Source organism: Microbulbifer sp. ABH2_005 (assembly GCF_056160005.1).
In genome coordinates, this window is sequence record NZ_JBSWWI010000002.1 from 280229 (window position 1) to 303661 (window position 23433).

At 55.4% G+C, this 23433-nt stretch carries 26 protein-coding genes; 14 read left to right on the forward strand and 12 right to left on the reverse strand.

Going from position 1 to position 23433, the window contains the following annotated elements; genetic code table 11:
- Positions 1 to 45 precede the first annotated feature (45 nt).
- Both hisA and hisF read left to right on the forward strand, forming a co-directional pair.
- A complete protein-coding gene (gene hisA / locus ACXAFI_RS18760) occupies positions 46 to 777 on the forward strand; it encodes a 1-(5-phosphoribosyl)-5-[(5-phosphoribosylamino)methylideneamino]imidazole-4-carboxamide isomerase (RefSeq protein ID WP_475109998.1) in 732 nt (243 codons plus the stop codon).
- Positions 777 to 1538, forward strand: a complete 762-nt coding sequence (hisF, locus tag ACXAFI_RS18765) for an imidazole glycerol phosphate synthase subunit HisF (protein WP_152455687.1) — start codon at positions 777 to 779, stop codon at positions 1536 to 1538. Before hisA ends, hisF begins: the two co-directional genes overlap by 1 nt.
- A 124-nt stretch (positions 1539 to 1662) precedes the next feature.
- Here hisF and ACXAFI_RS18770 read toward each other — a convergent pair whose 3' ends face one another.
- From ACXAFI_RS18770 to gpmI, 3 genes are all read right to left on the reverse strand, one after another.
- Positions 1663 to 3024 (reverse strand): S41 family peptidase, encoded by a 1362-nt coding sequence (locus ACXAFI_RS18770; RefSeq protein WP_475109999.1) that lies wholly within the window; start codon positions 3022 to 3024, stop codon positions 1663 to 1665.
- 213 nt (positions 3025 to 3237) lie between these two features.
- A complete protein-coding gene (locus ACXAFI_RS18775) occupies positions 3238 to 4365 on the reverse strand; it encodes a murein hydrolase activator EnvC family protein (RefSeq protein ID WP_152455683.1) in 1128 nt (375 codons plus the stop codon).
- Complete coding sequence (gene gpmI / locus ACXAFI_RS18780) at positions 4365 to 5912, reverse strand: 2,3-bisphosphoglycerate-independent phosphoglycerate mutase (protein WP_475110000.1); 1548 nt, start codon at positions 5910 to 5912, stop codon at positions 4365 to 4367. Before gpmI ends, ACXAFI_RS18775 begins: the two co-directional genes overlap by 1 nt.
- A gap of 227 nt (positions 5913 to 6139) precedes the next feature.
- Here gpmI and ACXAFI_RS18785 point away from each other — a divergent pair, with 227 nt between their 5' ends.
- From ACXAFI_RS18785 to smrA, 6 genes are all read left to right on the forward strand, one after another.
- A complete protein-coding gene (locus tag ACXAFI_RS18785; RefSeq protein ID WP_253868751.1) occupies positions 6140 to 6556 on the forward strand; it encodes a rhodanese-like domain-containing protein in 417 nt (138 codons plus the stop codon).
- 39 nt (positions 6557 to 6595) lie between these two features.
- Positions 6596 to 6856 carry a glutaredoxin 3 gene (gene grxC / locus ACXAFI_RS18790; protein WP_475110001.1) on the forward strand — a complete coding sequence of 87 codons (261 nt, stop codon included), beginning with the start codon at positions 6596 to 6598 and terminating at the stop codon, positions 6854 to 6856.
- A gap of 158 nt (positions 6857 to 7014) precedes the next feature.
- Positions 7015 to 7509, forward strand: coding sequence for a protein-export chaperone SecB (secB, locus tag ACXAFI_RS18795; RefSeq protein WP_152455675.1), 495 nt, complete (start codon positions 7015 to 7017; stop codon positions 7507 to 7509).
- A gap of 120 nt (positions 7510 to 7629) precedes the next feature.
- Positions 7630 to 8082 carry an acyl-CoA thioesterase gene (locus ACXAFI_RS18800; protein ID WP_475110002.1) on the forward strand — a complete coding sequence of 151 codons (453 nt, stop codon included), beginning with the start codon at positions 7630 to 7632 and terminating at the stop codon, positions 8080 to 8082.
- Positions 8075 to 8938, forward strand: a complete 864-nt coding sequence (locus tag ACXAFI_RS18805) for an SDR family oxidoreductase (RefSeq protein WP_475110003.1) — start codon at positions 8075 to 8077, stop codon at positions 8936 to 8938. Before ACXAFI_RS18800 ends, ACXAFI_RS18805 begins: the two co-directional genes overlap by 8 nt.
- Before the next feature lie 19 nt (positions 8939 to 8957).
- Positions 8958 to 9545, forward strand: coding sequence for a DNA endonuclease SmrA (gene smrA / locus ACXAFI_RS18810; protein ID WP_475110004.1), 588 nt, complete (start codon positions 8958 to 8960; stop codon positions 9543 to 9545).
- A 168-nt stretch (positions 9546 to 9713) separates the two neighbouring features.
- Here smrA and ACXAFI_RS18815 read toward each other — a convergent pair whose 3' ends face one another.
- Both ACXAFI_RS18815 and ACXAFI_RS18820 read right to left on the reverse strand, forming a co-directional pair.
- Positions 9714 to 10211 carry an META domain-containing protein gene (locus ACXAFI_RS18815; RefSeq protein WP_475110005.1) on the reverse strand — a complete coding sequence of 166 codons (498 nt, stop codon included), beginning with the start codon at positions 10209 to 10211 and terminating at the stop codon, positions 9714 to 9716.
- A 64-nt stretch (positions 10212 to 10275) separates the two neighbouring features.
- The gene (locus tag ACXAFI_RS18820; RefSeq protein ID WP_444920417.1) at positions 10276 to 10749 is read right to left on the reverse strand and encodes an META domain-containing protein; all 474 of its coding nucleotides are present in this window, start codon (positions 10747 to 10749) and stop codon (positions 10276 to 10278) included.
- A 180-nt stretch (positions 10750 to 10929) separates the two neighbouring features.
- On the opposite strand from ACXAFI_RS18820, the gene pyk reads away from it, so the two are divergent.
- A complete protein-coding gene (gene pyk, locus ACXAFI_RS18825; RefSeq protein WP_475110019.1) occupies positions 10930 to 12366 on the forward strand; it encodes a pyruvate kinase in 1437 nt (478 codons plus the stop codon).
- Positions 12367 to 12551: 185 nt separating this feature from the next.
- On the opposite strand, the gene ACXAFI_RS18830 is transcribed toward pyk, so the two are convergent.
- The 6 genes from ACXAFI_RS18830 to hutC form a co-directional block, all read right to left on the reverse strand.
- A complete protein-coding gene (locus ACXAFI_RS18830) occupies positions 12552 to 12728 on the reverse strand; it encodes a hypothetical protein (protein WP_475110006.1) in 177 nt (58 codons plus the stop codon).
- A 454-nt stretch (positions 12729 to 13182) separates the two neighbouring features.
- A complete protein-coding gene (locus ACXAFI_RS18835; protein ID WP_475110007.1) occupies positions 13183 to 13677 on the reverse strand; it encodes a hypothetical protein in 495 nt (164 codons plus the stop codon).
- A gap of 97 nt (positions 13678 to 13774) precedes the next feature.
- Positions 13775 to 14113 (reverse strand): hypothetical protein, encoded by a 339-nt coding sequence (locus tag ACXAFI_RS18840; RefSeq protein WP_152455661.1) that lies wholly within the window; start codon positions 14111 to 14113, stop codon positions 13775 to 13777.
- 284 nt (positions 14114 to 14397) lie between these two features.
- Complete coding sequence (hutH, locus tag ACXAFI_RS18845; protein ID WP_475110008.1) at positions 14398 to 15948, reverse strand: histidine ammonia-lyase; 1551 nt, start codon at positions 15946 to 15948, stop codon at positions 14398 to 14400.
- 107 nt (positions 15949 to 16055) lie between these two features.
- A complete protein-coding gene (gene hutU / locus ACXAFI_RS18850; protein WP_475110009.1) occupies positions 16056 to 17732 on the reverse strand; it encodes a urocanate hydratase in 1677 nt (558 codons plus the stop codon).
- An 88-nt stretch (positions 17733 to 17820) separates the two neighbouring features.
- Entirely contained in the window at positions 17821 to 18531 is a 711-nt protein-coding gene (gene hutC / locus ACXAFI_RS18855; RefSeq protein ID WP_152455655.1) for a histidine utilization repressor, read from the reverse strand.
- A gap of 190 nt (positions 18532 to 18721) precedes the next feature.
- On the opposite strand from hutC, the gene hutI reads away from it, so the two are divergent.
- A complete protein-coding gene (hutI, locus tag ACXAFI_RS18860) occupies positions 18722 to 19951 on the forward strand; it encodes an imidazolonepropionase (protein ID WP_475110010.1) in 1230 nt (409 codons plus the stop codon).
- Positions 19935 to 20897: a formimidoylglutamase gene (hutG, locus tag ACXAFI_RS18865; RefSeq protein ID WP_475110011.1), complete on the forward strand. Its 963-nt coding sequence runs from the start codon at positions 19935 to 19937 to the stop codon at positions 20895 to 20897. The genes hutI and hutG overlap by 17 nt, the downstream gene beginning before the upstream one ends.
- A gap of 59 nt (positions 20898 to 20956) precedes the next feature.
- Here hutG and ACXAFI_RS18870 read toward each other — a convergent pair whose 3' ends face one another.
- The gene (locus ACXAFI_RS18870; RefSeq protein WP_152455649.1) at positions 20957 to 21379 is read right to left on the reverse strand and encodes an organic hydroperoxide resistance protein; all 423 of its coding nucleotides are present in this window, start codon (positions 21377 to 21379) and stop codon (positions 20957 to 20959) included.
- Between the two features lie 192 nt (positions 21380 to 21571).
- On the opposite strand from ACXAFI_RS18870, the gene ACXAFI_RS18875 reads away from it, so the two are divergent.
- From ACXAFI_RS18875 to ACXAFI_RS18885, 3 genes are all read left to right on the forward strand, one after another.
- Positions 21572 to 22072, forward strand: coding sequence for an RNA polymerase sigma factor (locus ACXAFI_RS18875; protein WP_475110012.1), 501 nt, complete (start codon positions 21572 to 21574; stop codon positions 22070 to 22072).
- Complete coding sequence (locus ACXAFI_RS18880; RefSeq protein WP_475110013.1) at positions 22072 to 22665, forward strand: hypothetical protein; 594 nt, start codon at positions 22072 to 22074, stop codon at positions 22663 to 22665. The genes ACXAFI_RS18875 and ACXAFI_RS18880 overlap by 1 nt, the downstream gene beginning before the upstream one ends.
- Positions 22666 to 22726: 61 nt before the next feature.
- Positions 22727 to 23044: a superinfection immunity protein gene (locus tag ACXAFI_RS18885; protein ID WP_475110014.1), complete on the forward strand. Its 318-nt coding sequence runs from the start codon at positions 22727 to 22729 to the stop codon at positions 23042 to 23044.
- Positions 23045 to 23433: the final 389 nt, after the last annotated feature.

The following is a 23433-nucleotide window of genomic DNA, read 5'->3' on the forward strand; positions in this document are numbered from 1 at the left end:
CGACGATTCCTGACTTCGATAACCACCGCCGACGAAAGGCAGAGCATGATTGTAATTCCCGCTATCGACTTGAAAGACGGCCAGTGCGTGCGCCTGCGCCAGGGCGAAATGGACGACGCCACCGTATTCTCCGACGACCCACTGGCGACCGCCCAGCATTGGGTGAATGAGGGGGCCAAGCGCCTGCACCTGGTAGATTTGAATGGTGCCTTCGCCGGCAACCCGGTCAACGGTGAAGCGGTCACGGCCATCGCCAAACAGTTTCCCAATTTACCGGTGCAGATCGGCGGCGGCATCCGCGATTTGCACACCATCGAACGATACCTGGATGCCGGGGTGAAATGGGCCATTATCGGCACCGCCGCGGTGAAGCAGCCGAAATTGGTCGAGGAGGCCTGTCGCGAATTCGAGGGGCATATCATCGTTGGACTCGACGCCAAAGATGGGCTGGTCGCCACCGAGGGCTGGGCCGAAGTGTCTGAGCTGAAAGCCACCGAGTTGGCCAAGCGTTTTGCAGATTGTGGCGTCAGCTCCATTGTGTACACCGATATCGCCCGCGACGGCATGATGCAGGGCGTGAATATCGAGGCCACCCTGGAATTGGCCCGAGCGGTACAAGTGCCGATAATCGCCTCCGGTGGTGTCAGCAGCATTGAGGATATCGAGCAGCTGCTGGAAACCGGTGAAATTTACGGTGCGATTACCGGCCGGGCTATTTACGAGGACAAGCTGGACCTGCGCGCGGCGCAGCAGCTCTGCGATCAACGGAGCAAGTAATGGCACTGGCGAAACGTATTATTCCCTGCCTCGATGTCGACGCCGGACGCGTGGTAAAGGGCGTTAATTTTGTCGATATCCGCGATGCTGGAGATCCGGTAGAAGTCGCCCGCCGCTATAACGAGGCGGGTGCGGATGAAGTCACATTCCTGGATATCACCGCCACCCACGAGCAGCGCGACACCATACTGCACACCGTGGAAAAGATGGCCCACGAAGTGTTTATTCCTCTCACCGTGGGCGGTGGTGTACGCACCCTGATGGATATTCGCAACCTGTTGAATGCCGGTGCCGACAAGACCGCGATCAACTCCGCAGCGGTGAAAAACCCCGAGTTTGTGCGCGAGGCTGCTGAGCGCTTCGGCAGCCAGTGCATCGTAGTGGCGATTGACGCCAAGCAGGTGGGGGAGAACCGCTGGGAAATCTTTACCCACGGCGGGCGTCAGCCCACCGGCATAGATGCTGTAGCCTGGGCGAGACAGATGGCGGAGTACGGAGCCGGAGAAATACTGCTCACCAGTATGGACCGGGATGGCACCAAAAATGGTTTCGACCTGGCCCTGACCCGCGCAGTAAGCGAGGCGGTGCCAGTGCCGGTGATCGCCTCCGGTGGCGTCGGCAACTTGCAGCACCTGGCCGAAGGGGTTTTACAGGGGGGCGCCGATGCGGTGCTGGCGGCCAGTATCTTCCACTTCGGCGAGTACAGCATCGCTGAAGCCAAGACATTTATGCAGGAAGCGGGAATAGAGATGCGCCTCTAGTCCCATGGACTGACGCTCGAAATGGATTGAGGCTGGATAGGAAGGCGAAGGCGTTTCAGCCGGGCTGGTTGCTCAGTCCAAGTGGTTGCGCTGGCGGCGAGCCGGAGCCCGCCGCGCGCCGTTACTACTGTTCATCTGCGCGCGCAAAGCGTTCGTGCAGACCCCGGTCCCTGTGAGCGTAGAGATTCAGCCCTTTAAGTACATTGAGTGCTTCGAAAATCTGGTTGTCGCGATCCATCCAGTTGTCGCGCTCCCCCTCTTCCCGCTCCCGCGCGCGGTCTTCCGAGGTGCGATCGGCACCACCGTTACCATTGTTCAAATGTCCGGCCAGGTCTGCCTCGGTGGGGCGCTGCATGTCTTTCAGGCGGGTGACCTTGGCGCGTTCCACAACGATGTCTGGCGTGATGCCCTGGGCCTGGATGGAGCGGCCATTGGGGGTGAAGTAGAGTGCGGTGGTGAGCTTGATGGCGCGCTCGTTATTGATGGGGATGACCGTCTGTACCGAGCCCTTGCCGAAACTGTCGGTCCCCATCACCACGGCGCGGCGGTGATCCTGCAGGGCGCCGGCGACAATTTCCGCCGCCGAGGCGGAGCCGGCATTGATTAGTACCACCAGTGGGGCGCCCTCGGTCAGGTCGCCGGGTTCGGCGGAATAGCTCAGATTGGCGGCCTCATTGCGGCCTTCGGTGTAGACCACCAACCCTTCTTCAAGAAAGGCGTCAGCCACTTCTACCGAGGACTGCAGCACACCACCGGGGTTGTTGCGCAGGTCGATAATCAAACCCTTGAGAGAGCCTTTCTTCTGAAGTTTGATCAGCTCTTCCGCCACATCGGCGCCGGTATCCAACTGAAACTGGCTGATGCGCAGATAGCCGTAGCCTTCGTCGAGCACTTTGCTGCGCACACTGCGCACGCGCACGGTGTCTCGCTTGAGGGTGACATCGAAGGGGGCCTTGTGGCCTTTACGGGCGATGGTGAGGGTGACGCTGCTGCCCTTGGGCCCACGCATCCACTCCACCGCCTCATCCAGGCCGACCCCTCTCGTTGATTTGCCCGACAGCCGCAGTATCACATCGCCTGCCTTGAGGCCCGCGCGGGAGGCTGGGGTGTCATCCATGGGGGTGATAACGGTGATGCGGTTGTCTTCGATGCCCACCTCAATCCCGAGGCCGGCAAACTCACCGGTGGTGTTGGCCTGCAGGTCGTCGAAGGAGCGGCGGTCCAGGTAGGAGGAGTGGGGATCGAGGCCCTGCAGCATGCCTTTGATGGCGTATTCCAGCAGGGTGCGGTCGTCCACTTCTTCCACGTAACCCTGGCGAATCTGCTCGAACACTTTGGCGAAGCTACGCAGATCTTCGAGGGGGAGGCGCCCGCTATTTACGGTGGCGGTATCGGGTTGCTGGCCACCTTCGCTGAAACCCATCAATGGCAGGGTTGTGAGGGCGGCGGCTCCGAGAAATGTGGTGAGCGCCTTAGAGATGGACATATTGTTGTGACCTCTGCCTTATTTCTTCGCTGCTTTGCGAAAGTGTAGACCGCAGAGATTGGCAGGGATTCTAATGCGCCGCCAAATTCTACTGTGCCAGAGGCTTAGTCGCGAAAAGCCGAACTCCCTTACAGCGGCTCTGAGTACTGGCGCACGGGTACGGCGCCAGATTAGAAAAACCGGTAAAAAGCAGTTGGAAAAGGCGGGGTTCGGTCAGCCACGACACCAGGCGGTGGGGTCCTGGGCTTGGCCGCGGTGGCGTATTTCAAAATAGAGGCCGCTGTGCGCGATGCCACCGCTGTTGCCGACCCGTGCGATGGTATCGCCGCTCTCCACCCATTCGCCGATATCCCGTGTGAGGGATTGGTTGTGGGCGTAGAGGCTCATATAGCCGTCGCCGTGATCGAGAATCACCAGCATGCCGTGACCGCGCAGGTAATCGGAAAAAACGACGCGCCCGCGGTGTATCGCGCGCACGGGCTCTCCCTCGTTGGCGCGGATAGTCACTCCCTTCCAGGTAATCCCATTGGCGCGGCGCTGCCCATAGGCATTGGCGCGGCGGCCCTGAACAGGCCACTGCAATCTGCCCCGCTGCTTCGCGAAGGGCTTGTGTTGGTCCGGGTTGACCAGTGTGGCAATAGCCCGGCCCACCTCATCAATCAGAGTCTGCAGGCGTTTGCGGTCACCCTGCAGCTGTTTGAGTTCGCCACCGCCATTGGCGAGCCGCGCCGCCAGTTTCTCCAGGGTGCGCTTGCGCACCTGCTGCGCGCTGCGCAGTTTGTCCTGGCGCTCCTGCAGCTGGGCCCGCTCCGCCTGCAGGCTGTTGCGCTCGCGCTCGATTGAGGTGGAAACCGTTTCCAGCGAGGCGAGGGTTTGCAGGTAGTTGTCGATAACGCGGCTGCGTTCTTGGAGGAAGTAATCGTGGTAGCGAAGTTGGCGGGCGATGTTCTGTGGATTTTGTTGGTTGAGAAGGAGCTTGATCTGTTCTTGTCGGCCCAGTCGGTAAGCGGCGGCGATCTCCTGTTCGACCCGCCGCTGCATACTTCGTCGCGCCTCTTGCAGCTGCTTCTGCTCCTCTTGCAGTTCTCTCAGTTTATCCGTGCGGCTGCGCATATCCCGTCTGATCTGGTCTATGCGCCGGTGCAACCCGGAGATGTCTTTCTCGTTCTCTTCCAGATCCTTGAGCAGCTGGTCGCGCTGGCCGCGCACCTGATTGAGTTCCTGTTGCAGGGATTCAATGCGTTGCTTGATTTCTGTGAGGCGCGCCTGCTGGTCCGCTTCCGCCTGACTCCAGGCGGGCAGTGACAGCAGGGCGATCAGGAAGAGTACGAGCGTTTTCATCAGTCCATTTTTACCAAGCTGTGGCCGGTCATTTCCGCCGGCTGTGGCAGATTCATCAACGCTAACATGGTTGGCGCCACATCCGCCAGACTGCCTCCGTCACACATTTGCACATTCCGCTCACCGATGTACACAAAAGGTACCGGCAGGGTGGAGTGCTGGGTGCTGACCTGGCCGGAACTGGTATCGAACATCTCTTCCACATTGCCGTGGTCGGCGGTGATCAGCACTTCGCCACCGGCAGCCAGGGCTGCGTCCACGACGCGCTCTACACACTGGTCCAGGGCTTCCACGGCTTTTACCGCGGCTTCGAAGACACCGGTGTGGCCGACCATGTCGCCGTTGGCATAGTTACAAATAATGGTGTCGTATTCGCCGCTCTCAATCGCTGCGACCAGCTTGTCGGTCACTTCCGGCGCGTTCATTTCCGGTTGCAGGTCGTAGGTGGCTACGTCTGGGGATTTGATTAGCTCGCGGGTTTCCCCTTGATAGGGCTCTTCGCGGCCGCCGCTGAAGAAGAAAGTCACATGGGCATATTTTTCGGTTTCGGCGATGCGCAGCTGGGTCTTACCCTGGGCAGAAAGGTATTCACCGAGGGAATTCACCAGGTTTTCCGGGGGGAAGGCGCAACTGGCGTGGATATCGGCGGCGTATTCGGTAGTCATGACAAAGTCTGCCAGCTTGGGCTGGGCCTTGCGCTCGAAGCCGCTGAAGTCCGCTTCGGTAAAGGCGCGGGTCAGCTGGCGCGCGCGGTCCGGGCGGAAGTTCATAAAGATCAGTGCATCGCCATCTTTGATGGGAGCGGGTTCGCCGATCACTGTCGGCGCGACAAATTCATCGTTTTCTCCGCGCTCGTAGGCGGCAGCTAATCCCGCCAGGGCGTCAGTGGCTTTATGCTCTGCGGTTCCGAGGGTCAGCATATCGTAGACAGATTCGGTGCGATCCCAGCGCTGGTCGCGGTCCATGGCGAAGTAGCGGCCAGCCAAAGTGGCCATATGGGCATTGCCGACGGAATCGCAGACCTGCATCAGGCGCGCGATAGAGGGCTCGGCGCTGCGCGGGGGTGTGTCTCGGCCATCCAGGAAGGCGTGTACGTAGATGGCGCGGGCTCCGCGCTGTGCCGCCAGGGTCACCATGGCGACGATATGATCTTCGTGGCTGTGTACTCCGCCCTCGGACAGCAGTCCCATAATATGAACCGCACCGTTCTTGGTAATGGCCTTATCCACCGCAGCGGTGTAGGCGGGATTGCGGAAGAAGTCGCCGTCCTTAATAGCCTTATTGATACGGGTGAAATTCTGGTAAACCACGCGCCCGGCTCCCAGGGTCATGTGTCCCACCTCGGAGTTGCCCATTTGCCCTTCGGGCAGGCCCACCGCCATGCCGGAGGTCTGAATCAGGGTCTTGGGGCGGGTCGCCCAGATGTTGTCCCACACCGGAGACTTTGCGGCGCGAATCGCGTTGTACTCGGCATTGTCGCTGTGGCCGAAGCCGTCCAGAATCAGCAGGACCAAGGGGCGTTTGTGCGGGGCTTGCGAAGCGGCCATAGCGACGGGTTTCCTCTATCGGGTGGTTTGGATTGCGGACGCGGATTTTAACCCGTTCGGCCATCGTTTAACCATGTCGAATAGCGCTATGTGAGTCCATTAGCGTCTGTGTGGGTGCCGCCGGGGTATGATTTTGCTGGTTAGAAATTCGCCACAATCGTGTATACTCCCGCCAGCTTTGGCGCAGCTGCGCCGTAACGATAACCACTATGGATTTTGGGGGCGGAGTGGATTTTTTCGTCTTTTTGAGTGAGCAGTGGCTGCTGGTCGGCCTGCTCGTGGCACTGCTTTATGCGCTGGTTCTGAGCGAGCGCTACAAGGCGGGTGTGCCGGTTTCCCTGCACGAAGTGACCCGGCTGATCAACAGCGATGGGGCCAAGGTATTGGATGTGCGCGACCGCAGCGAGTTTACCGCTGGGCATATCGTCGATGCCTTACATATTCCCCACGGGGAAGTGGCCGAGCGCATCGCCGAGCTGGAACCTTTCAAAGATAAGGTGGTGATTGTCGCCGATAAAATGGGGCAGCACGCCGGTCCTGCGGGTCGCCTGCTCAAGCAGAAGGGCTTCCAGGTGCGCCGCCTGCAGGGCGGTATGAGTGAGTGGAGCAACCAGAACCTGCCTCTAGTAAAGGGCAAGGGCTAGCTAAACCTTTCAATTGACGGCCTCAGGCGGAGTTTTGTAATGCAGGAAGTAGTCATCTATACCACGCGCTTTTGCCCCTTTTGTATTCGCGCTAAGTTGCTGCTCGATAACAAGGGTGTGGAATATTGCGAGATCGCGGTGGATAACGATCCTGAACTGCGTGCGCAGATGGCGGAAAAAGCCGGTCGCCGCACGGTGCCACAGATCTGGGTGGGTGAGTACCACGTAGGTGGCTGTGATGAGCTGATGGCCCATGAGCGTGCAGGTAAGCTCGATAAATTGCTGAAAGCGGCTGGCTGATAAAGGTTGACGCCGCGTGCCTCACGCGGCTTTGGATATTTGCTATTAATCGGGTCCGGGCCTTGAAACGGTATTTGCAGGCCCCCATCTGAAGGCTCATACAAGGAGTCTTTCTCACGGAAGGCATCAATAAACTTTTTATAAAAACAGGCAGTAACATGGCTGAAGAATTAAACGGCGCGGCAAATGCAGAGGCTCCACAAGTACAATTCGCGATGCAGCGTATCTACCTGAAGGACCTCTCCTTCGAAACCCCCATGGGTGTCGAGGTTTTCAAAAAACAGTGGAAGCCCCAGGTAAACCAGGAGCTGAACACCAAGACCGCCAAGGTTGACGAAGACCTGTACGAAGTGGCGCTGACGCTCACCATCACCGTGAAGCTGGAAGAAGACACCGCTTTCCTGGTGGAAGTGAAGCAGGCCGGCCTGTTCGGCATCAAGGGTCTGGAAGGCCAGCAGCTGGCCCAGGCATTGAATACTGCCTGCCCGCAGATTCTGTTCCCCTATGCTCGCGAAGTGATCGACAATGCCGTTGTTAAAGGTTCCTTCCCGGCTCTGATGCTGCCGCCGGTCAACTTCGACGCCCTGTTTGCCCAAGCCCTGAATCAGGCGCAGCAGCAAGCCGAAGGCGCCCAGGCTAAAGCGGACGCATAATCCCGCCAGCTTGTGAAAAAGGTCCCATCAGGGGCCTTTTTTTATATCTGTTATTTGTGCACCTTGGGGGCTCAGTAGAAATAAATTCCGATGGTTTCGAAACTTAGCCGGGGGCTGCTTATGCAATGGGATTTACCCAATCCTTTTATCCACAAGGTAAGGGTGGGGGTTGAGCATGTGGATGGTTTACACCACGCCAATAACGCCGAGTATGTGCGCTGGTGCGAAGCTGCTGCCTGGGCCCACAGTGCCGCATTGGGCCTGGATGTCATAAATTACCAGGACCTCGATCGGGGAATGGCCATTCGTCACGGGCAGTATGACTATATACTGGCGGCGAAAGAGGGGGATGAACTGATATTCGGTACCTGGCTCACAGAGGTGGACGGGCGCCTGAATATGACCCGCCACTTTCAAGTCTTTCGCGCCGCCGATGGAGCATTGGTATTGCGGGCCCAGTGGCGGTTGGTATGCATCGAGCTTTCCAGTGGTAGACCGAAGCGCATGCCGGCGATCTTCAAGGAAATCTACAGTCCGGCAGTGACTGCCCCGGAGGCTGAATACAATGAGTGAAGAGTTTGTAACCCTGACAGAAAACACAGGGGCGCTTAAGGACAAGACCATCTTTATCACCGGCGCCAGCCGCGGTATCGGCCGCGCCATAGCGCTCAAATGCGCGGCGGATGGCGCTAATATTGTGATCGCCGCCAAGTCCGCAGAGCCCCACCCGAAGTTACCCGGCACCATTTTTTCTGTGGCACAGGAAGTAGAGAGCGCCGGTGGCAAGGCCCTGGCCCTCCAGGTGGATGTGCGCGATGAGCAGCGGGTCGAAGAAGCGATGGCGCAGGCGGCTGACAAGTTCGGCGGTATCGATATGGTAATCAATAACGCCGGCGCGATTAATCTGACTAATGTGGAGTCCACCCCGCCCAAGCGCTATGACCTGATGCTGAACATCAATAGTCGCGCTGTGTATCTGACCGCGCACTTGGCGATTCCCTACCTGAAAAAGTCGGATAACGCCCATATCCTCAGCCTGTGCCCCCCGCTCAATCTGCAACCCAAATGGTTGGGGCCCTTCGCGCCTTACGCGCTGTCCAAATTTGGCATGACCATCCTAAGCCTGGGATTGGCGGAGGAGTTGCGCGAGGCGGGGATCGCCGTCAATACTCTGTGGCCGCGCACTCTGGTGGCTACTGCCGCCATTGAGTTTGCGGTGGGTAATCGCGAGATGTTCGAGCAGAGCCGCAAACCGGCGATTATGGCCGATGCCGCCTACGAAGTACTGGTCACAAAAGGGGCCACTCTGAGCGGGTGCCAGCTGATCGATGAGGAACTTCTGGTGGAACGCGGGGTAAAAGATTTTACCGACTATGCCCATAACCCTGATAATGCGGGGAATCTGACCAAGGATTTATTTTTGGACTGACGCTGGCGGGGGGTATTTCATGAGCAGCGACAGCAAGTTATTTAAAGACGCTCTCGGTGAACTGGGAGACGTTAAACCGCTAGTGCAGGAGCGCCGTGTAACCCTGCGAAAGGAAAGCGAGCCTTCCGAGCGTCTCTTGCGTGAGCGTCGTGCCGCTGCGACTCGTTTAAGCGAGCGCGAAATGAACCCCCTTTCCGGTGAATATATCGAGCTGGTGGCGCCCTGGGACCCCATCGAGTTCAAGCGCGACGGGGTGCAGAACGGGGTCTATCGCAATTTGCGCCTGGGCAAGTACACGGTGGATGCGCGCCTCGATCTGCATCGTCACTCGGTGGAAATGGCGCGCAGTGCCGTAGTGGAGTTTGTGCGCGACTGTGTCGAGGCGGATGTGCGCTGTGCGCTAATTACCCACGGCAAAGGTGAGGGTCGCAAGCAGCCCGCCCTTTTGAAAAGCTGTATTAATCACTGGCTGCCGCAGTTGCATGAAGTATTGGCATTTCACAGTGCGCAGAAACGGCATGGTGGCATGGGGGCTACTTACCTATTGCTGCGCAAGAGTGAACGCAAGCGTCAGGAGAATCTGGAGAGGCATCAGCGGCGTTTTTGAGGTCCGCTATGTCATTTTTCTGTCATCTGTGAGAACTATGATGCGCGCCGAGGCCTTCCAATGCGATTGCGCATCTGACTCATCTTTTTGATTCTTCTTGATTGTGATATTGGCGACCCATTGGGTCGCCTTTTTTATGGTTGTTCCAGTGGTAGCGATACCAGCGACTCAGCGCATAATCTCATCGACCCGGTTAAATTCGAGCCGCGTGGCTCTGTCGTTACTGCTTAGGATCAATTTGTCACCCACCACTTCGAGAAAGCGGGTTTTGCGCAGGGCTCTCAGATAATCGGCTTCCAGTTCATCACTGGGGCGTCCGTTTCCAACCCTGGAAATGACCGGTGATCTGGGCCAGGAGAGTTCTCCGCTGTTCTCAAGGGAGAAGCGCCCCAAATAGGGGTTGATGCCGCCATTACCACGAACGTAGCCGAACCGATCACAGGTGAAGAACGGACGTTCGCGCCAGAACTTTTTCCACAGTAGCGTGTACTCGTAGCTGTTCTCGCCATCCTGCAGGTTCGACAGTATCCAGTCGTGCTCACAAGCGGACCAGGCGGGCTGTCTGAGTGGTTGGGGGGCCGGCTCATTAAAGGACATGCACCCGGAAAAAAACAGGCTCAATAGGGTTGGGACTACAAGCTGCAAGCGAAGGTGAGATCGCGGCATGATGTCGTTCTCATTGTTTTTGCGACATTTAATCGTAAAAGCTATCAGTGGTCTGTGGTGGTGTTCAAGATCCTGCCCTGACATATTCGATATAAATATCGCCGGAGGCATCGCGCAGGATTAAACGTTTCCCGCGGGACTTAGTAAATGCCTGGCGAGTTCCAGCAAGGGCGCGCAGGTAGGTGTTCTCCTGTTGTAGCAGATCCTCTGGACCGCCCATCTTGGTGGAAGCGAAGCTGGAGCTGTCCCACAGCATCAGGCCATTGTCGGTAACCTGCAGCTCGCCGCGGTAAGTGTTGATGCCACTGCGCCCCATCACATTGCCATCGAGGTTACACACGAAGGTAAAGTCTGCGGGCTTATGGATCGACACGGCGCCGCCATTAATACGCAAACGCACCAACTGCCACTTCTTATTGCACACGGAGCTTGCCGTTCCCGCGCTCTGTACAACTCTGGCTTCTTCCACACTGTTCGATAGGCATCCACCGATGACCAGCAGAGCCCCCATTAGCCACAGTTGCACCAACCTGCTCATCGGCGAGTTACTCCCTGACCCTTGCGTCTACAAACTCGAACGGGCCTATCGACATAGCCTGAAACCCGGTCTACGCAAAGCTTAGTCGCTGCCTTCTGTTAAGAGACGTCAGGCATGACAAGCTATGCTTCCCCTGTGAAAGAAGGCGCTATCCAGGCGCAAAGTAAGGCTAGGTGCGGCATGATCCGACGGACAAAAATAGTCGCTACGCTCGGCCCCTCGACCGATAAGGGGGACACCCTGCATCAGTTGATTGCCGCCGGTGTGAATATCGTGCGCTTGAATTTTTCTCACGGCGAAATTGAGGAGCATCGCCGCCGCGCCGAACAGGTGCGCGCAGAGGCCGCCCACCAGGGCTGCCATATCGCCATACTGGGGGACCTGCAGGGTCCGAAAATCCGCGTGGGAAAATTCATCGATGGCGGTGTGCAGCTCACCGCTGGTGCCGAGTTTATTTTGGACCCCTCTTGGCCCAGGGAGCGGGGCAGCAGCGCCGGGGTATCGGTGGACTATGCTGAGCTGGCCGGAGATTGTCGCCCGGGGGATACGCTGCTTCTGGATGATGGGCGCCTCAGCCTGCTTATAAAGAAAATTGATGGCCATGTGGTTACCACTGAAGTGCAGGAAGGGGGCTGGCTCTCCAATCGAAAAGGAGTTAACAAGCGCGGGGGCGGCCTCACCGCGCCCGCATTAACAGATAAGGATTTGCGCGATATTCAGGTTGTTGCCGATCTGCAGTTGGATTATCTGGCGGTGTCTTTTCCCCGCGATGCGCAAGATATTCACCGGGCACGGGAGCTTCTGCAGCAGGCGGGCGGCAACAGCCAGATTGTCGCAAAGATTGAGCGGGCAGAGGCGATCTCGACCGATGAGCACCTGCAGGATCTGATTTTGGCGAGTGATGTGATCATGGTGGCGCGCGGCGATCTGGCTGTGGAAATTGGCGATGCGGAATTGATGGGGGTGCAAAAACATTTAATCCGCTTTGCTCGCTACCTGAATCGCACAGTGATCACCGCAACCCAGATGATGGAGTCGATGATTTCCAGCCCTGTGCCCACACGGGCGGAGGTGTGCGATGTCGCCAATGCAGTGCTGGATGGTACCGATGCGGTCATGCTGTCGGCGGAAACCGCCAGTGGGGACTATCCGGTTGAGACAGTGCGCCATATGGCCGAGGTCATTATTGGAGCGGAAAAGCACCGCGCTACACAGAGACCCTCGGATAGTCTGCGCGGCGATTATCCGGCCGGCGATGCCTGTATCGCCATGGCCGCGATCACCATTGCCAATCACTGTCAGGATATCAAGGCCATCATCTGCCAGACAGAGACTGGTAATACCGCCCTTTTGATGTCCAGGGTGCGTGCGGTGATCCCGATTTATGCCTTTTGCCGGCACCGCAGAATTTGCAATCGGGTTGCCCTCTATCGCGGAGTCGATCCGGTTTTGATGGCGGTGGCGGGTATGGATGGACCGTCGCGGGACAATAAAGCAATCAGCCATTTAAAACAGCGCAATCTTTTGAAGGCGGGCGACTTTGTATTGGTTTCCCGGGGATATCGACAAGATACCGGTGGCCAGACCGATACCCTTCGGGTCGTCAGGGTTGAATAAAATTTTCTTTCGCACCCGGGCCAATCACTTCTGACAAAGCTGAAAACTAGATGTTTTTCTCGAAAGGCAAGGGCAACGCCCGTGCGATATTCAATAGATTTAAACTTGTGTACTTTTAATAATTTTCCATACCCGAGACAACTTAAAATATTTAGTTTTTCACGTTTTTACAGCAACTTGAATTTTTAACCTGAGCGGGCACAGCGCACCAGCGTTTTGGTTTCCAGCTCTTGTTCAACACAGTGAAATTTTTTTCCGTTTAGCGATAGCGACTTTGGACTTCCCTGTGATGCAGTTGTGGAGCAACCGGCAATACCTGTTACCAGTGCTACGGCAAGCAGCGTCGGCAGGAGTTTTTGCACTGCGGTTACCTCACAGATTGAGCCGGGTTGGCTGGGGTTTTCGTTTGTCTTATCTCAGAGTAGAGGGAATAGCCGTCATTATGAGGAATAAGACGACATTTTGTGAAATGTGGCGACAGTAAGGCAGAGATTACGAAAACAAACTAGGTTCCCCCGCTTTTGATAAGTGATCAAGGGTTTTCCTGTGCATTTTCTGTGGGTTATCGGTAGGCGTAACCGCAAAAATTAATCAGTGATCTGCAGTTAATTACAAAATTACAGGTTTGAATTTTTTTAGTAACTTTTTCAATGAAGTTGATGGGCTGGGAGAGAACAAACTTTATGATCGCAGCGTTATCGCCAGAATAACCCGCGAAATACCAGTGTATTTATTAATTTGCACAGGCATTTCGCGGGCGCTGTGAAATATCAGAATTCTCAGCTATTTCACGGTTAAGTTAATGGCAGCTACGCCTTAACGTCTTCTGTGATGGTGCCCACCGCGAATGCGATGATAACCACGGTGGCTGCGATATCCCCGATGGCCCCCGCGATAACCACGGTGTTGGGCGCGATAGCGTATTTGTGCAGCACCGGGGGAATTAAAGCGGTTGTAGTAGGGAAGCCCGCGATAATAATACCTGGCCCGGTAGCGGGCATTGCCGCGGAAGCCAGGTGCGCGGTAATAGGAATAGGCACCGCCATAGCCACCATAGTAGTACCCATAGCGCGGGGTCACCCGGTAATACTGGTAAACCGGCGTACGGTAAGAGACATAGATATTACTGGAAGGGTAGTAGTTGGGGGTTGCATAGGGGTAAACAAAAGAAGAGGTATAGGCTACTCCCCCCCCTCTATAGTAACCGCCATAGTAGCCACCGTTATAGTAACTATCGGTTGCACAAGCACCCAGGATCAGGGCCGTGCATACCGTGACGGCAATGAAGGCCGCCTTAACAGCTCTATTCATAGTGCAATCTCCGGTAAGCGGAATTTCCCCCCGGAGAGGCCCGGCAGGGGCCAAGCCCCTTTATGTGTGCCAAATGGGCGCACGCAGAATTCCGGTCTTAGTAGGGCCTGGCTTGATAGGGCGGGTCGGGCGGATCGATAACCTGGTAGCCTCTGTTCACTACTGCAGGCGGTCTCAGGCGGTAAAAATTCCCATCCCAATAAAAGTTGCAGTGCTGCATGTTGTGGCAGACCCCATCGGGGTGGCAGTGGGCGTAGCGGCCCCGCAGGTTGTAATATGACTTGCTGTAATAAGGGCTATATCCGTAATAGCTAGCTGAGCAGTCATAACCTCCACAGGGGTATCCTGTGCCATTGCAGGCCGACAGGGAAAACCCCGCGGCAATGGCCAGCGCATAGCCCGAGTGACGAAGCAGCCGAAGCGACAGCGGTTTCATCTAGACCTCCACACCTTTTGGCGGGTAAAACGTCTAATTCTCAGCCTAGCACTTTTGGCGCGAATTTCCTCACATAGTAAAAAAATTGTTCTACAGGGTTTAATGGATGTGACGGGAGACTGATGGGAGTTATCCACGTTGCAATTTCTGTCGGTGGACAATTGGCTACTTTAAGGTCGCTGTTGTTGCCGGACCAAAAACGATAAAAAAAGACCGGGGAATCCTGCCCCGGTCTTTTGTAACTTCATCTTCTATAAAAACCTATTTATAGAAATTTCTGGAAATCAATGGGTACTCGGCAGCAGGGTCGGATCAATAGATTCCAGATAGGTGCCGCTACTGAGGAGTTGTTTAGCTTCTTCAATATCCGGAGCAAAATAGCGGTCTTTATCATAGAAGGAGACACGCGCGCGCAGTTTTTCCTTGGCCGCTTCCAGTTTTTCTGTAGATTTTAATGGCGCGCGGAAATCCAGTCCCTGACAGGCCGCGAGCAATTCTACTGCCAGAATGCCGCAGGTGTTATCGGCCATATCCCGCAGGCGGCGACCGGCAAAGGTGGCCATGGATACATGGTCTTCCTGGTTGGCGGAAGTGGGCAGGGAGTCCACGCTGGCGGGATGCGCTATGGATTTATTTTCACTGGCCAAAGCAGCGGAAGTAACTTGGGCGATCATAAAGCCGGAGTTCACCCCGCCGTTTTCCACCAGGAAGGGCGGTAGGCCGGACAGGTTATTGTCGATCAACAGCGCCATGCGTCGTTCGGACAGGGAGCCGATTTCCGCTATTGCCAGTGCCAGGTTGTCGGCGACCATAGCCACTGGTTCCGCATGGAAGTTACCACCAGAAATAATGTCCGAATTCTCGGGGTTTTCCTCGTCGGTAAAGACGAGCGGGTTATCGGAAACACCATTGGCTTCGGCCAGCAGTACTTCGGCAGCGAAGCGCATTTGCTGCAGACAAGCACCCATTACCTGGGGTTGGCAGCGCAGCGAGTAGGGGTCCTGCACTTTTTCACAGAATTGGTGGGAGTCTCCGATTTGGCTGGTTTCGCCGAGTAGGTCCCGGTAAATCGCCGCTACATCGCGCTGTGCCTGTTGGCCACGGGCGTTGTGGATGCGATCGTCGAAGGGGCGGCGCGATCCTTTGGCAGCTTCCAACGTCATGGCACCGGTAACCAAGGCACCGGCGAACAAATCTTCACTGGCGAACAGGCCGAGCAGGGCAAAGGCGGTGGAGGCCTGAGTGCCGTTGAGCAGGGCAAGGCCTTCTTTGGGGGCCAGGGTAATGGGCTCAAGTCCCGCAACTTTGAGGCCTTCGTGAGCGCTTTTGCGCTCGCCGTTTATAAAGACTTCCCCTTCACCGAGAAGCACCACGCTCATATGGGCCAGCGGTGCCAAATCCCCAGAAGCGCCCACAGAACCCTTCTCTGGAATTGCAGGGTAAACCCCAGCATTGACCAGCTGCATTAAAGCATCAATAACCTGCGGGCGCACCCCGGAAAAACCCCGTGCGAGGGAGTTGATTTTCAGCACCATCAACAGGCGTACGGTAGCTTCACTCATAAAGTTACCGGTACCGGCGGCGTGGCTCAGCACGATAGCGCGCTGCAGGTTTTCCAGATCGTGCTTTTCGATACGGGTGTTGGCCAATAAGCCAAAACCGGTATTGATACCGTAAACCGTGCGGCCCTCGGTAATTACCTGGGCAACCGTGTGGGCGGAGGCTTCGATGGCCGGATAAGCGCTTTTTGCCAGGGATAGCTGTACTGGTTCGCGGGCAACGCGGCGCAGTTGCGCAAGGCTTAGCTGGCCGGGATCGATTTCCAATTGATACATAAATTATTTCACCAAAAAAATTTACAGCTTTGGTGTCGGCAGTGCGCGGCAGAAAAATATAGGGCCGCGCATTAATTTTCCGACGGTATTTTTATTGCGGTAAAAAATCAGTCTTTTAGCATGGGCAGGTCTAGGCCCTGCTCTTTCGCACATTTTTTAGCGATCTCGTAGCCGGCGTCGGCGTGGCGCATTACGCCGGTGGCTGGGTCATTCCAGAGAACGCGCTCAATGCGCTTGCGTGCCGCTTCGGTGCCATCGCAGACAATCACCACACCTGAGTGTTGGGAGAAGCCCATGCCTACGCCGCCGCCGTGATGCAGGGATACCCAGGTCGCACCAGAGGCAGTGTTTAACAGGGCATTCAGCAGTGGCCAATCGGAGACAGCGTCGGAGCCGTCTATCATGGACTCGGTCTCGCGGTTGGGGCTGGCTACAGAGCCGCTGTCGAGGTGATCGCGGCCGATCACAACCGGTGCTTCCAACTCACCACTGGCAACCATCTCATTAAAGGCCAAAGCCAGACGCGCACGATCTTTCAATCCTACCCAGCAGATACGTGCGGGCAGTCCCTGGAAGTGAATGCGCTCGCGGGCCATATCGAGCCAGTTGTGCAGCTGCGGGTTATCGGGGATCAGTTCTTTAACTTTGGCATCGGTCTTATAGATATCTTCCGGGTTGCCGGAAAGGGCCGCCCAGCGGAAAGGACCGACACCTTCACAGAACAGTGGTCGAATATAGGCGGGCACAAAACCGGGGAAATCGAAGGCATTTTCCACACCTTCTTCGAGAGCCATCTGGCGAATATTGTTGCCGTAATCGAGAGTGGCGGCGCCGCGCTTTTGTAGCTCCAGCATGGCCTCGACCTGAATCGCCATAGATTGCTTGGCTGCCTTTACTACTGCGGCCTCGTCTTTTTTGCGCATTTCTGCGGCGTATTCCATGGTCCAGCCCTTAGGCAGATAACCATTTAAAGGGTCGTGTGCAGAAGTTTGGTCGGTAACAGAATCCGGCAGAATATTGCGCTGCACAATTTCCGGGAAAATATCTGCTGCGTTGCCCAGCAGGCCAACGGAAATAGCTTCACCTTTTTCCATGGCCTCTTCAATCATTTGCAGCGCTTCATCGAGGCTGGTGGCTTTTTTGTCTACATAGCCGGTGCGCAAGCGGAAATCGATGCGCGTTTCATCGCATTCCACCGCAATCATGCAGAATCCTGCCATCGTCGCCGCCAGTGGCTGCGCGCCGCCCATGCCTCCGAGGCCTCCGGTGAGAATCCACTTGCCTTTCGCTTCGCCATTAAAGTGTTTGCGAGCAACAGCGGCAAAGGTCTCATAGGTGCCCTGTACGATGCCCTGGGAGCCAATATAAATCCAGGAGCCTGCAGTCATCTGGCCGTACATGGCCAAGCCTTTTTTATCCAGCTCGTTGAAGTGTTCCCAGTTGGCCCAGTGCGGCACCAGATTGGAGTTGGCAATTAATACGCGAGGTGCATCGGCGTGGGTTTTAAATACGCCCACCGGTTTTCCGGACTGTACCAGCAGGGTTTCGTCGTCCTCGAGGCGTTTCAGTACCTCGACAATTTTGTCGTAACACTCCCAGTCGCGCGCGGCGCGGCCGATACCACCGTAAACTACCAGGTCTTCCGGGCGTTCAGCCACTTCCGCATCCAGGTTGTTCATCAACATGCGCAGTGGGGCTTCGGTCAGCCAGCTCTTGGCATTGAGCGAACTGCCGCGAGGCGCGCGGATTTTGCGACTGGGATCGTGACGTTTATCAGCGGACATAAATTCCTCTCAAAATATTTGGTAAAAATTCTTACGCCCTGTAGTTATCAATCAAATATTGTTGGGGCACAGGGGATACATTCAGAAATTAGAATCTCAGTTGCGCGCCCAGGCGGTAGCGGTTACCCGGGTGCACCAGGCGGGCAAAGCTCACAGTGCCGGCGCTACTCTTGGTACGCCGCCACACCTGTAGGCAGGCGTCGCCGGTGGCGATCTCCAGCGCATAGGCAATAGAGGCCTCTGCGGCAATCGCCTCCACCGTAGTATCGGCCTCGGTCAATGGCGCGACTCTGGAAAGATAGGCGTTGGGTGTGGTGTGGGCGAAATCTTGCTGTAGATATTCCGGGGCCAGGGTCGGGTTAGTGAAGCGCTCCTCCCACTGAATGGGTACGCCGTTATCGCAGTGCACAATAATGGTATGAAAAACTTTGGCCTGCTCTGGTACTTTCAATGCACGGGCCACTTCGGCGTTGGCCATACACTGCTGTGCCAGCAAAATTCGGTTGCTGTAGCTATGACCGCGTGCGGAAATTTCATCGGCAATATTGCGCACTTCTAATAGGGAGCCTGCCGGCACCGGTTCGGCCACAAAAGTACCCAGCCCCTGAGCGCGCATCAGCACCCGCTCATCGGTTAATTCACTCAATGCGCGTCTGGCGGTCATACGGCTGACACCGAATTCCTGTGCCAGCTGATTTTCCGAGGGTACCTGGAAATGCACAGGCCAGGCACCTTTCTCGATTTGTTGCCGGATATGGCGCTTGATCGCCGCGTAGCGTGGCTCGCTTGCAGTATTCATAGGCTTGAGTTAGATGCCTTTTAGGCTTGTATATGGTTGTATATACAAGAAATAATAATAGCTACTATGGTTGTCTTAAAGATGACTGTCAAGCCGGGGCGATGGTCTGTATCCTGACTGCCTTAAATCCCGCTCGGTATTGGACTGGGCATCTATGGTTAAAGAAGGAAAAGCGCGCCGCTAGAAGCTTATGACAGAACGCTGTGACCTACTGATTACTAATGTGAATGCCGCCACTATGGACCCTTCTATTGTCGGGGGCTACGGTGCTGTAGAGGATGCCGCTGTGGCGGTAACCGGTGGCAAGATTGTATGGCTGGGGCCGCGCCGCGAGTTGCCGGACTGCGCTCCAGACGAGGTGATCGATGGCGAGGGTCAATGGCTGACCCCGGGCCTGATCGACTGCCACACCCATCTGGTCTACGGCGGTCATCGCGCCGGAGAGTTTGCCCGCCGCCTGGGGGGCGAGAGCTACGAAGAAGTGGCTCGTGCTGGCGGTGGCATTATTTCCACCGTGCGCGCCACTCGTGCCGCCAGTGCCGAGGAGTTGTACCGACTGTCGGAGCCACGCCTGCGCGCCCTGATGTCTGAGGGGGTTACCACCGTCGAAATTAAATCCGGATACGGCCTGGACTTGGATACGGAGCTGAAACAGCTGCGCACAGCGCGTCGACTGGGACAGCACAATCCTGTGGAAATCGTCACTAGCTGCCTGGCTGCACACGCCCTGCCGCCGGAATACGATGGCCGTGCCGATGAATATATCGATTTGATTTGCGAGCAGATATTGCCAGCAGTTGCGCGCGAGCAACTGGCCGATGCGGTGGACATGTTCTGCGAAACTATTGGTTTTACCGTAGAACAGTGCCAACGGGTGATCGATGCCGCCAAGCAGCTGGACATGCCAATTAAAGTGCACGCTGAGCAGTTGGCGCGCACCGGTGCTACGGAGATGGCGGCCAAAGCCAGCGCGCTCTCCGTAGATCATATTGAATACATCAGCGATGCGGACGTGCTGGCCATGGCCGAAAGCGGCACCGTGGCGGTATTACTCCCCGGAGCTTTTTATACACTGCGCGAGACCCAGGTGCCGCCGGTAGGAAAGCTTCGCGAGGCGGGGGTTTGCATGGCCCTGTCCACGGACCTGAATCCCGGTAGCTGCCCCATTGGTTCGCTGCGGTTAATGATGAATATGGGCTGCAACCTGTTTGGCCTGACCCCGGCTGAGGCGTTGGCCGGCGTGACCCGCGCTGCCGCACGCGCTTTGGGGCTCTGTTGTTCTCGCGGTGTGCTGCGCCCTGGGTTGCGCGCGGATATGGTGTTGTGGCCGATGGATACTCCGGACCAACTGGCTTATGAATTTGGCGCGCTGAAACCTGCACAGATTTTCCTGGGAGGCAAAGATGTTACAGCTGGCTGATATGCGCCTATGGAGTGGCCGCACCGACAGCGAGGACGGTCGCGCCGGAGAGCGCTGGCACCAGCGTGTTTCTCCGCTGCAACTGGATAACCCTCCCGGGATCGCCATTCTCGGTTTTGCCTCGGATGAAGGGGTACGACGCAATAAGGGGCGTATCGGTGCCGCGAAAGGGCCGAGGATCCTACGCTTGGCCATGGCCAATCTGCCCGCTACTTTTGACTTACCTCTTTATGATGCCGGTAATGTCCGCGTTGACCGCGAGGATCTGGAATCCGCACAGGCTCTGCTCGGTGCGCGTATCAATGAATTGCTCGACAATGGTCACTTTCCCCTGGTCCTGGGGGGAGGACATGAAATTGCGTATGGCAGCTATCTGGGTATAGCGCGTTGGATGCGCGAGCTGCACCGGGAAAAGACGTTGGGCATTATCAACTTCGATGCTCACTTGGATCTCCGTATACCCTCGCCTAAAGGATCTTCAGGCACACCTTTCTATCAAATTGCAGAACAGTGCCAGATCAATGGTCGTCCCTTTAACTATCTCTGTGTCGGTGCTGCCGATAATGCTAACACCCCGGCACTCTACAACCGCGCCGATGAGCTGGGTGCCGAAGTCATTCGCGATCGAGAAATCAGTAGCTGGAACCTGGATAAGGTTAAGCAGCAAATCCAGGATTTTATCGATAAGGTGGACTTTGTTTATCTCACCGTTTGCTTGGATGTATTGCCAGCGGCAGTAATGCCCTCGGTCAGTGCGCCCTCTGGGCGTGGGGTAGCGCTGGAGTTGCTCGAAGAGCTACTGGATACCGTTTTGGATTCAAATAAGGTTTGCTTGGCGGATATGGCCGAATTTAACCCCTATTTCGATATTGAGGATCATGGCGCGCGCACCGCCGCACGGCTGGCTTTTCAGATGGCCAATAAGGCCGCACGCGTATCGCGCTAGGGGTAAGAGGGGAAAGAGGTTTGCAAGAAGGGCTGCCAGTGACTGGCAGCCCTTTATAATTAAACCGTAATATGCAACTTTACGGTAATGTTATTGCGAGTCGCATTGGAATAGGGGCAGACCTCTTCGTGTGCCTTTAATGCCACTCTTTCTGCCACCACCTTATCCATCCCTGGTAGTTCAATATAGAGGTCCACCTCCAAGCCAAAGCCCTTTCCGCTGGGCCCTATACCAACTTCAGCTCGCACGCTGGTATCGTTCGGTGTGGCGACCTTTTCCTTGTCCGCAACAAATTTCATCGCACCGATAAAACAAGCCGAATAGCCTGCCGCAAATAATTGCTCGGGATTGGTGCCACTTCCGCCATCCCCGCCCAGCTCTTTGGGGATGCTGAGCTTTACATCCAGGGCACCATCCGACGATGCCGCTTGTCCATCACGGCCACCAGTGGCCGTGGCGACTGCTGTATAGAGAGCCTTCATAAGTGTGTCCTCAGAAATTATGCAGACGAAGTGTAGTTGTCTCGGCTTGTGTCGGTGTGTAAAGCCTGAGGCGAACCTGGGTTATCCGTGTCAGACGAAGGTATCGACAATTATTGAGGAGGTTAATGAAATTTTTTGTAAGGTTTTTGGCGTCGTCGGTACAGTACCCATTACGAAAAAATGGAGTAGCCGGTGGATTTACGGGATCAATTATTTCAGCAGGCGATAACCGAGTATGCCGAGGGTATCTCCCGAATAGCACGCAGCTATGTGCGCACTACTGCAGAGCATGAGGATCTTCTCCAGGAGATATGGTTGGGGCTATGGCGAGCGCTGCCTTCCTTTCGAGGGGATGCGAGCTTAAAAACCTTTGTCTACCGCATTGCGCACAATCGTTGTGTAACCGAAATAGCCAGAAGAAAGCCTCAACATGCTGGTGAGGAGGAATTGATGACGCTGCCAGACAGTCAAGCGGGTCCTGATGAGCGCCTGGTGGAAGAGCGTAAATCAGAGCGTCTGCTAGTTGCGGTTAAAAAACTACCTCTGGGCCTGCGTCAAACCCTGACTCTGCGTTTAGAGGGGTTAAGCTATACGGAAATTTCCGAAGTGCTTGGTATCAGTGAAAGCAATATTGCTGTGCGCTTGAACAGAGCAAAAGAACGGCTGAACATCTGCTTGTCAGGAGGTGAGTAATGAATAAAGCGAGCAGCGAAGAACAGTGGTCTGAACTGGAAACTTTGTGGAAGCAGCAACGGGTTAGCACAAAAGTGCCTGCTGCCATATTGAAGTGGGTACGTCGTCAAGAGCGGCGTATGTGGATGGTAGTAACTTTTGAATGGCTCTTTGCAATTTTCGTAGCAGTTTATGCTTTCAATGTCGTTTTAGTGGAAGGCTTTCCGGACAGTAGCTTACGCATCATTCTTATACTTTCAATGCTTGTAATCGCAATGGTTTTTTCTCTTTTAAATCGTCGTGGTTTGTGGGCTCCACTAGAGGAATCTACGAGCGCCTATATGGATTTGGCCCTTCTAAGGTTAAGACGTAAGCGTCGTGAAGTGCATTTCAGCTGGATTTTCGTGTTTTTCCAATTGTTAATCATAGGAATATGGGAGTTTCTGAGTGCCTATACAGGGATTGTAGATAGCTTGCTCCGTAACCCAAAAACAGCACTAATTGGCTTTTCTACAGGCATGATGGTATTGGCTATCTATAGCTATTATATCTACTGGCGTACAGGGCGCGAAAAAGCCAGTTTGGAAGATCTACAAAAAAAATATCTAAATTAGCTGTAAAAAAATGGACGAGAGCGAGACTGTAAAGGGGACCGTTTAAAATTGGAGTAAAGGAATGTTTACAGATCTCGATCAATTAATTAACCGCTTTTCAGAATTGCTGAGCCAAATTAGTCTGTTAAAGGGTATTTTATTTGTTGTTTTCTTTTTTGCTGTTTGGTTTCTTCCAGCCATAGTTGCATTTTTTCTCAATAGAAAACACTTCCGTAAAATTCTTGCAGCAAATGTGCCTGCGGGGCTTTCCTGGATTGCCTGGGTTGCTCTTTTGGCTTGGGCTGTCACCGGTAAGCTGCGGGGTAAGAGCCTGGAGAAGCAAGAAGGTATAAAAGATGATTCTGCGCAGGCCGAGATGCCTACGGTTAAAGCAGATTGAGTAAACTTCGGCCTACATGCCAGTTTCCGATTTGATTTAGATGAAGGAGCTGAAAGCTTGGGGACTTATTATTGTTCAGGGCCTTCTCGCTTCTATTGACAGACCGCGGCATGGTCAAAATTTCAGCAAAAGCCTTTTTGAAAATTTATTACAAGAAGAGCTTGCGGTGCCCCCGTGAAGTCCGTATAGTTCGCCTCCTCGCTGCTCAAGCAGCAGCGGGAAGTGGCTCTAACTCATTGATTTTGTTAAGAAAATTGATTTGAAAAAGAGCTTGCCAAGCACGGAGAGGTCGCTATAATGCGCGCCACTTCAAGCAGGGTCGGAAACGACCTTGCCGGGATTCGAAAAGGGCTTTGAGCTACTCGAATCACCGAAAAAAAAGCTGCAAA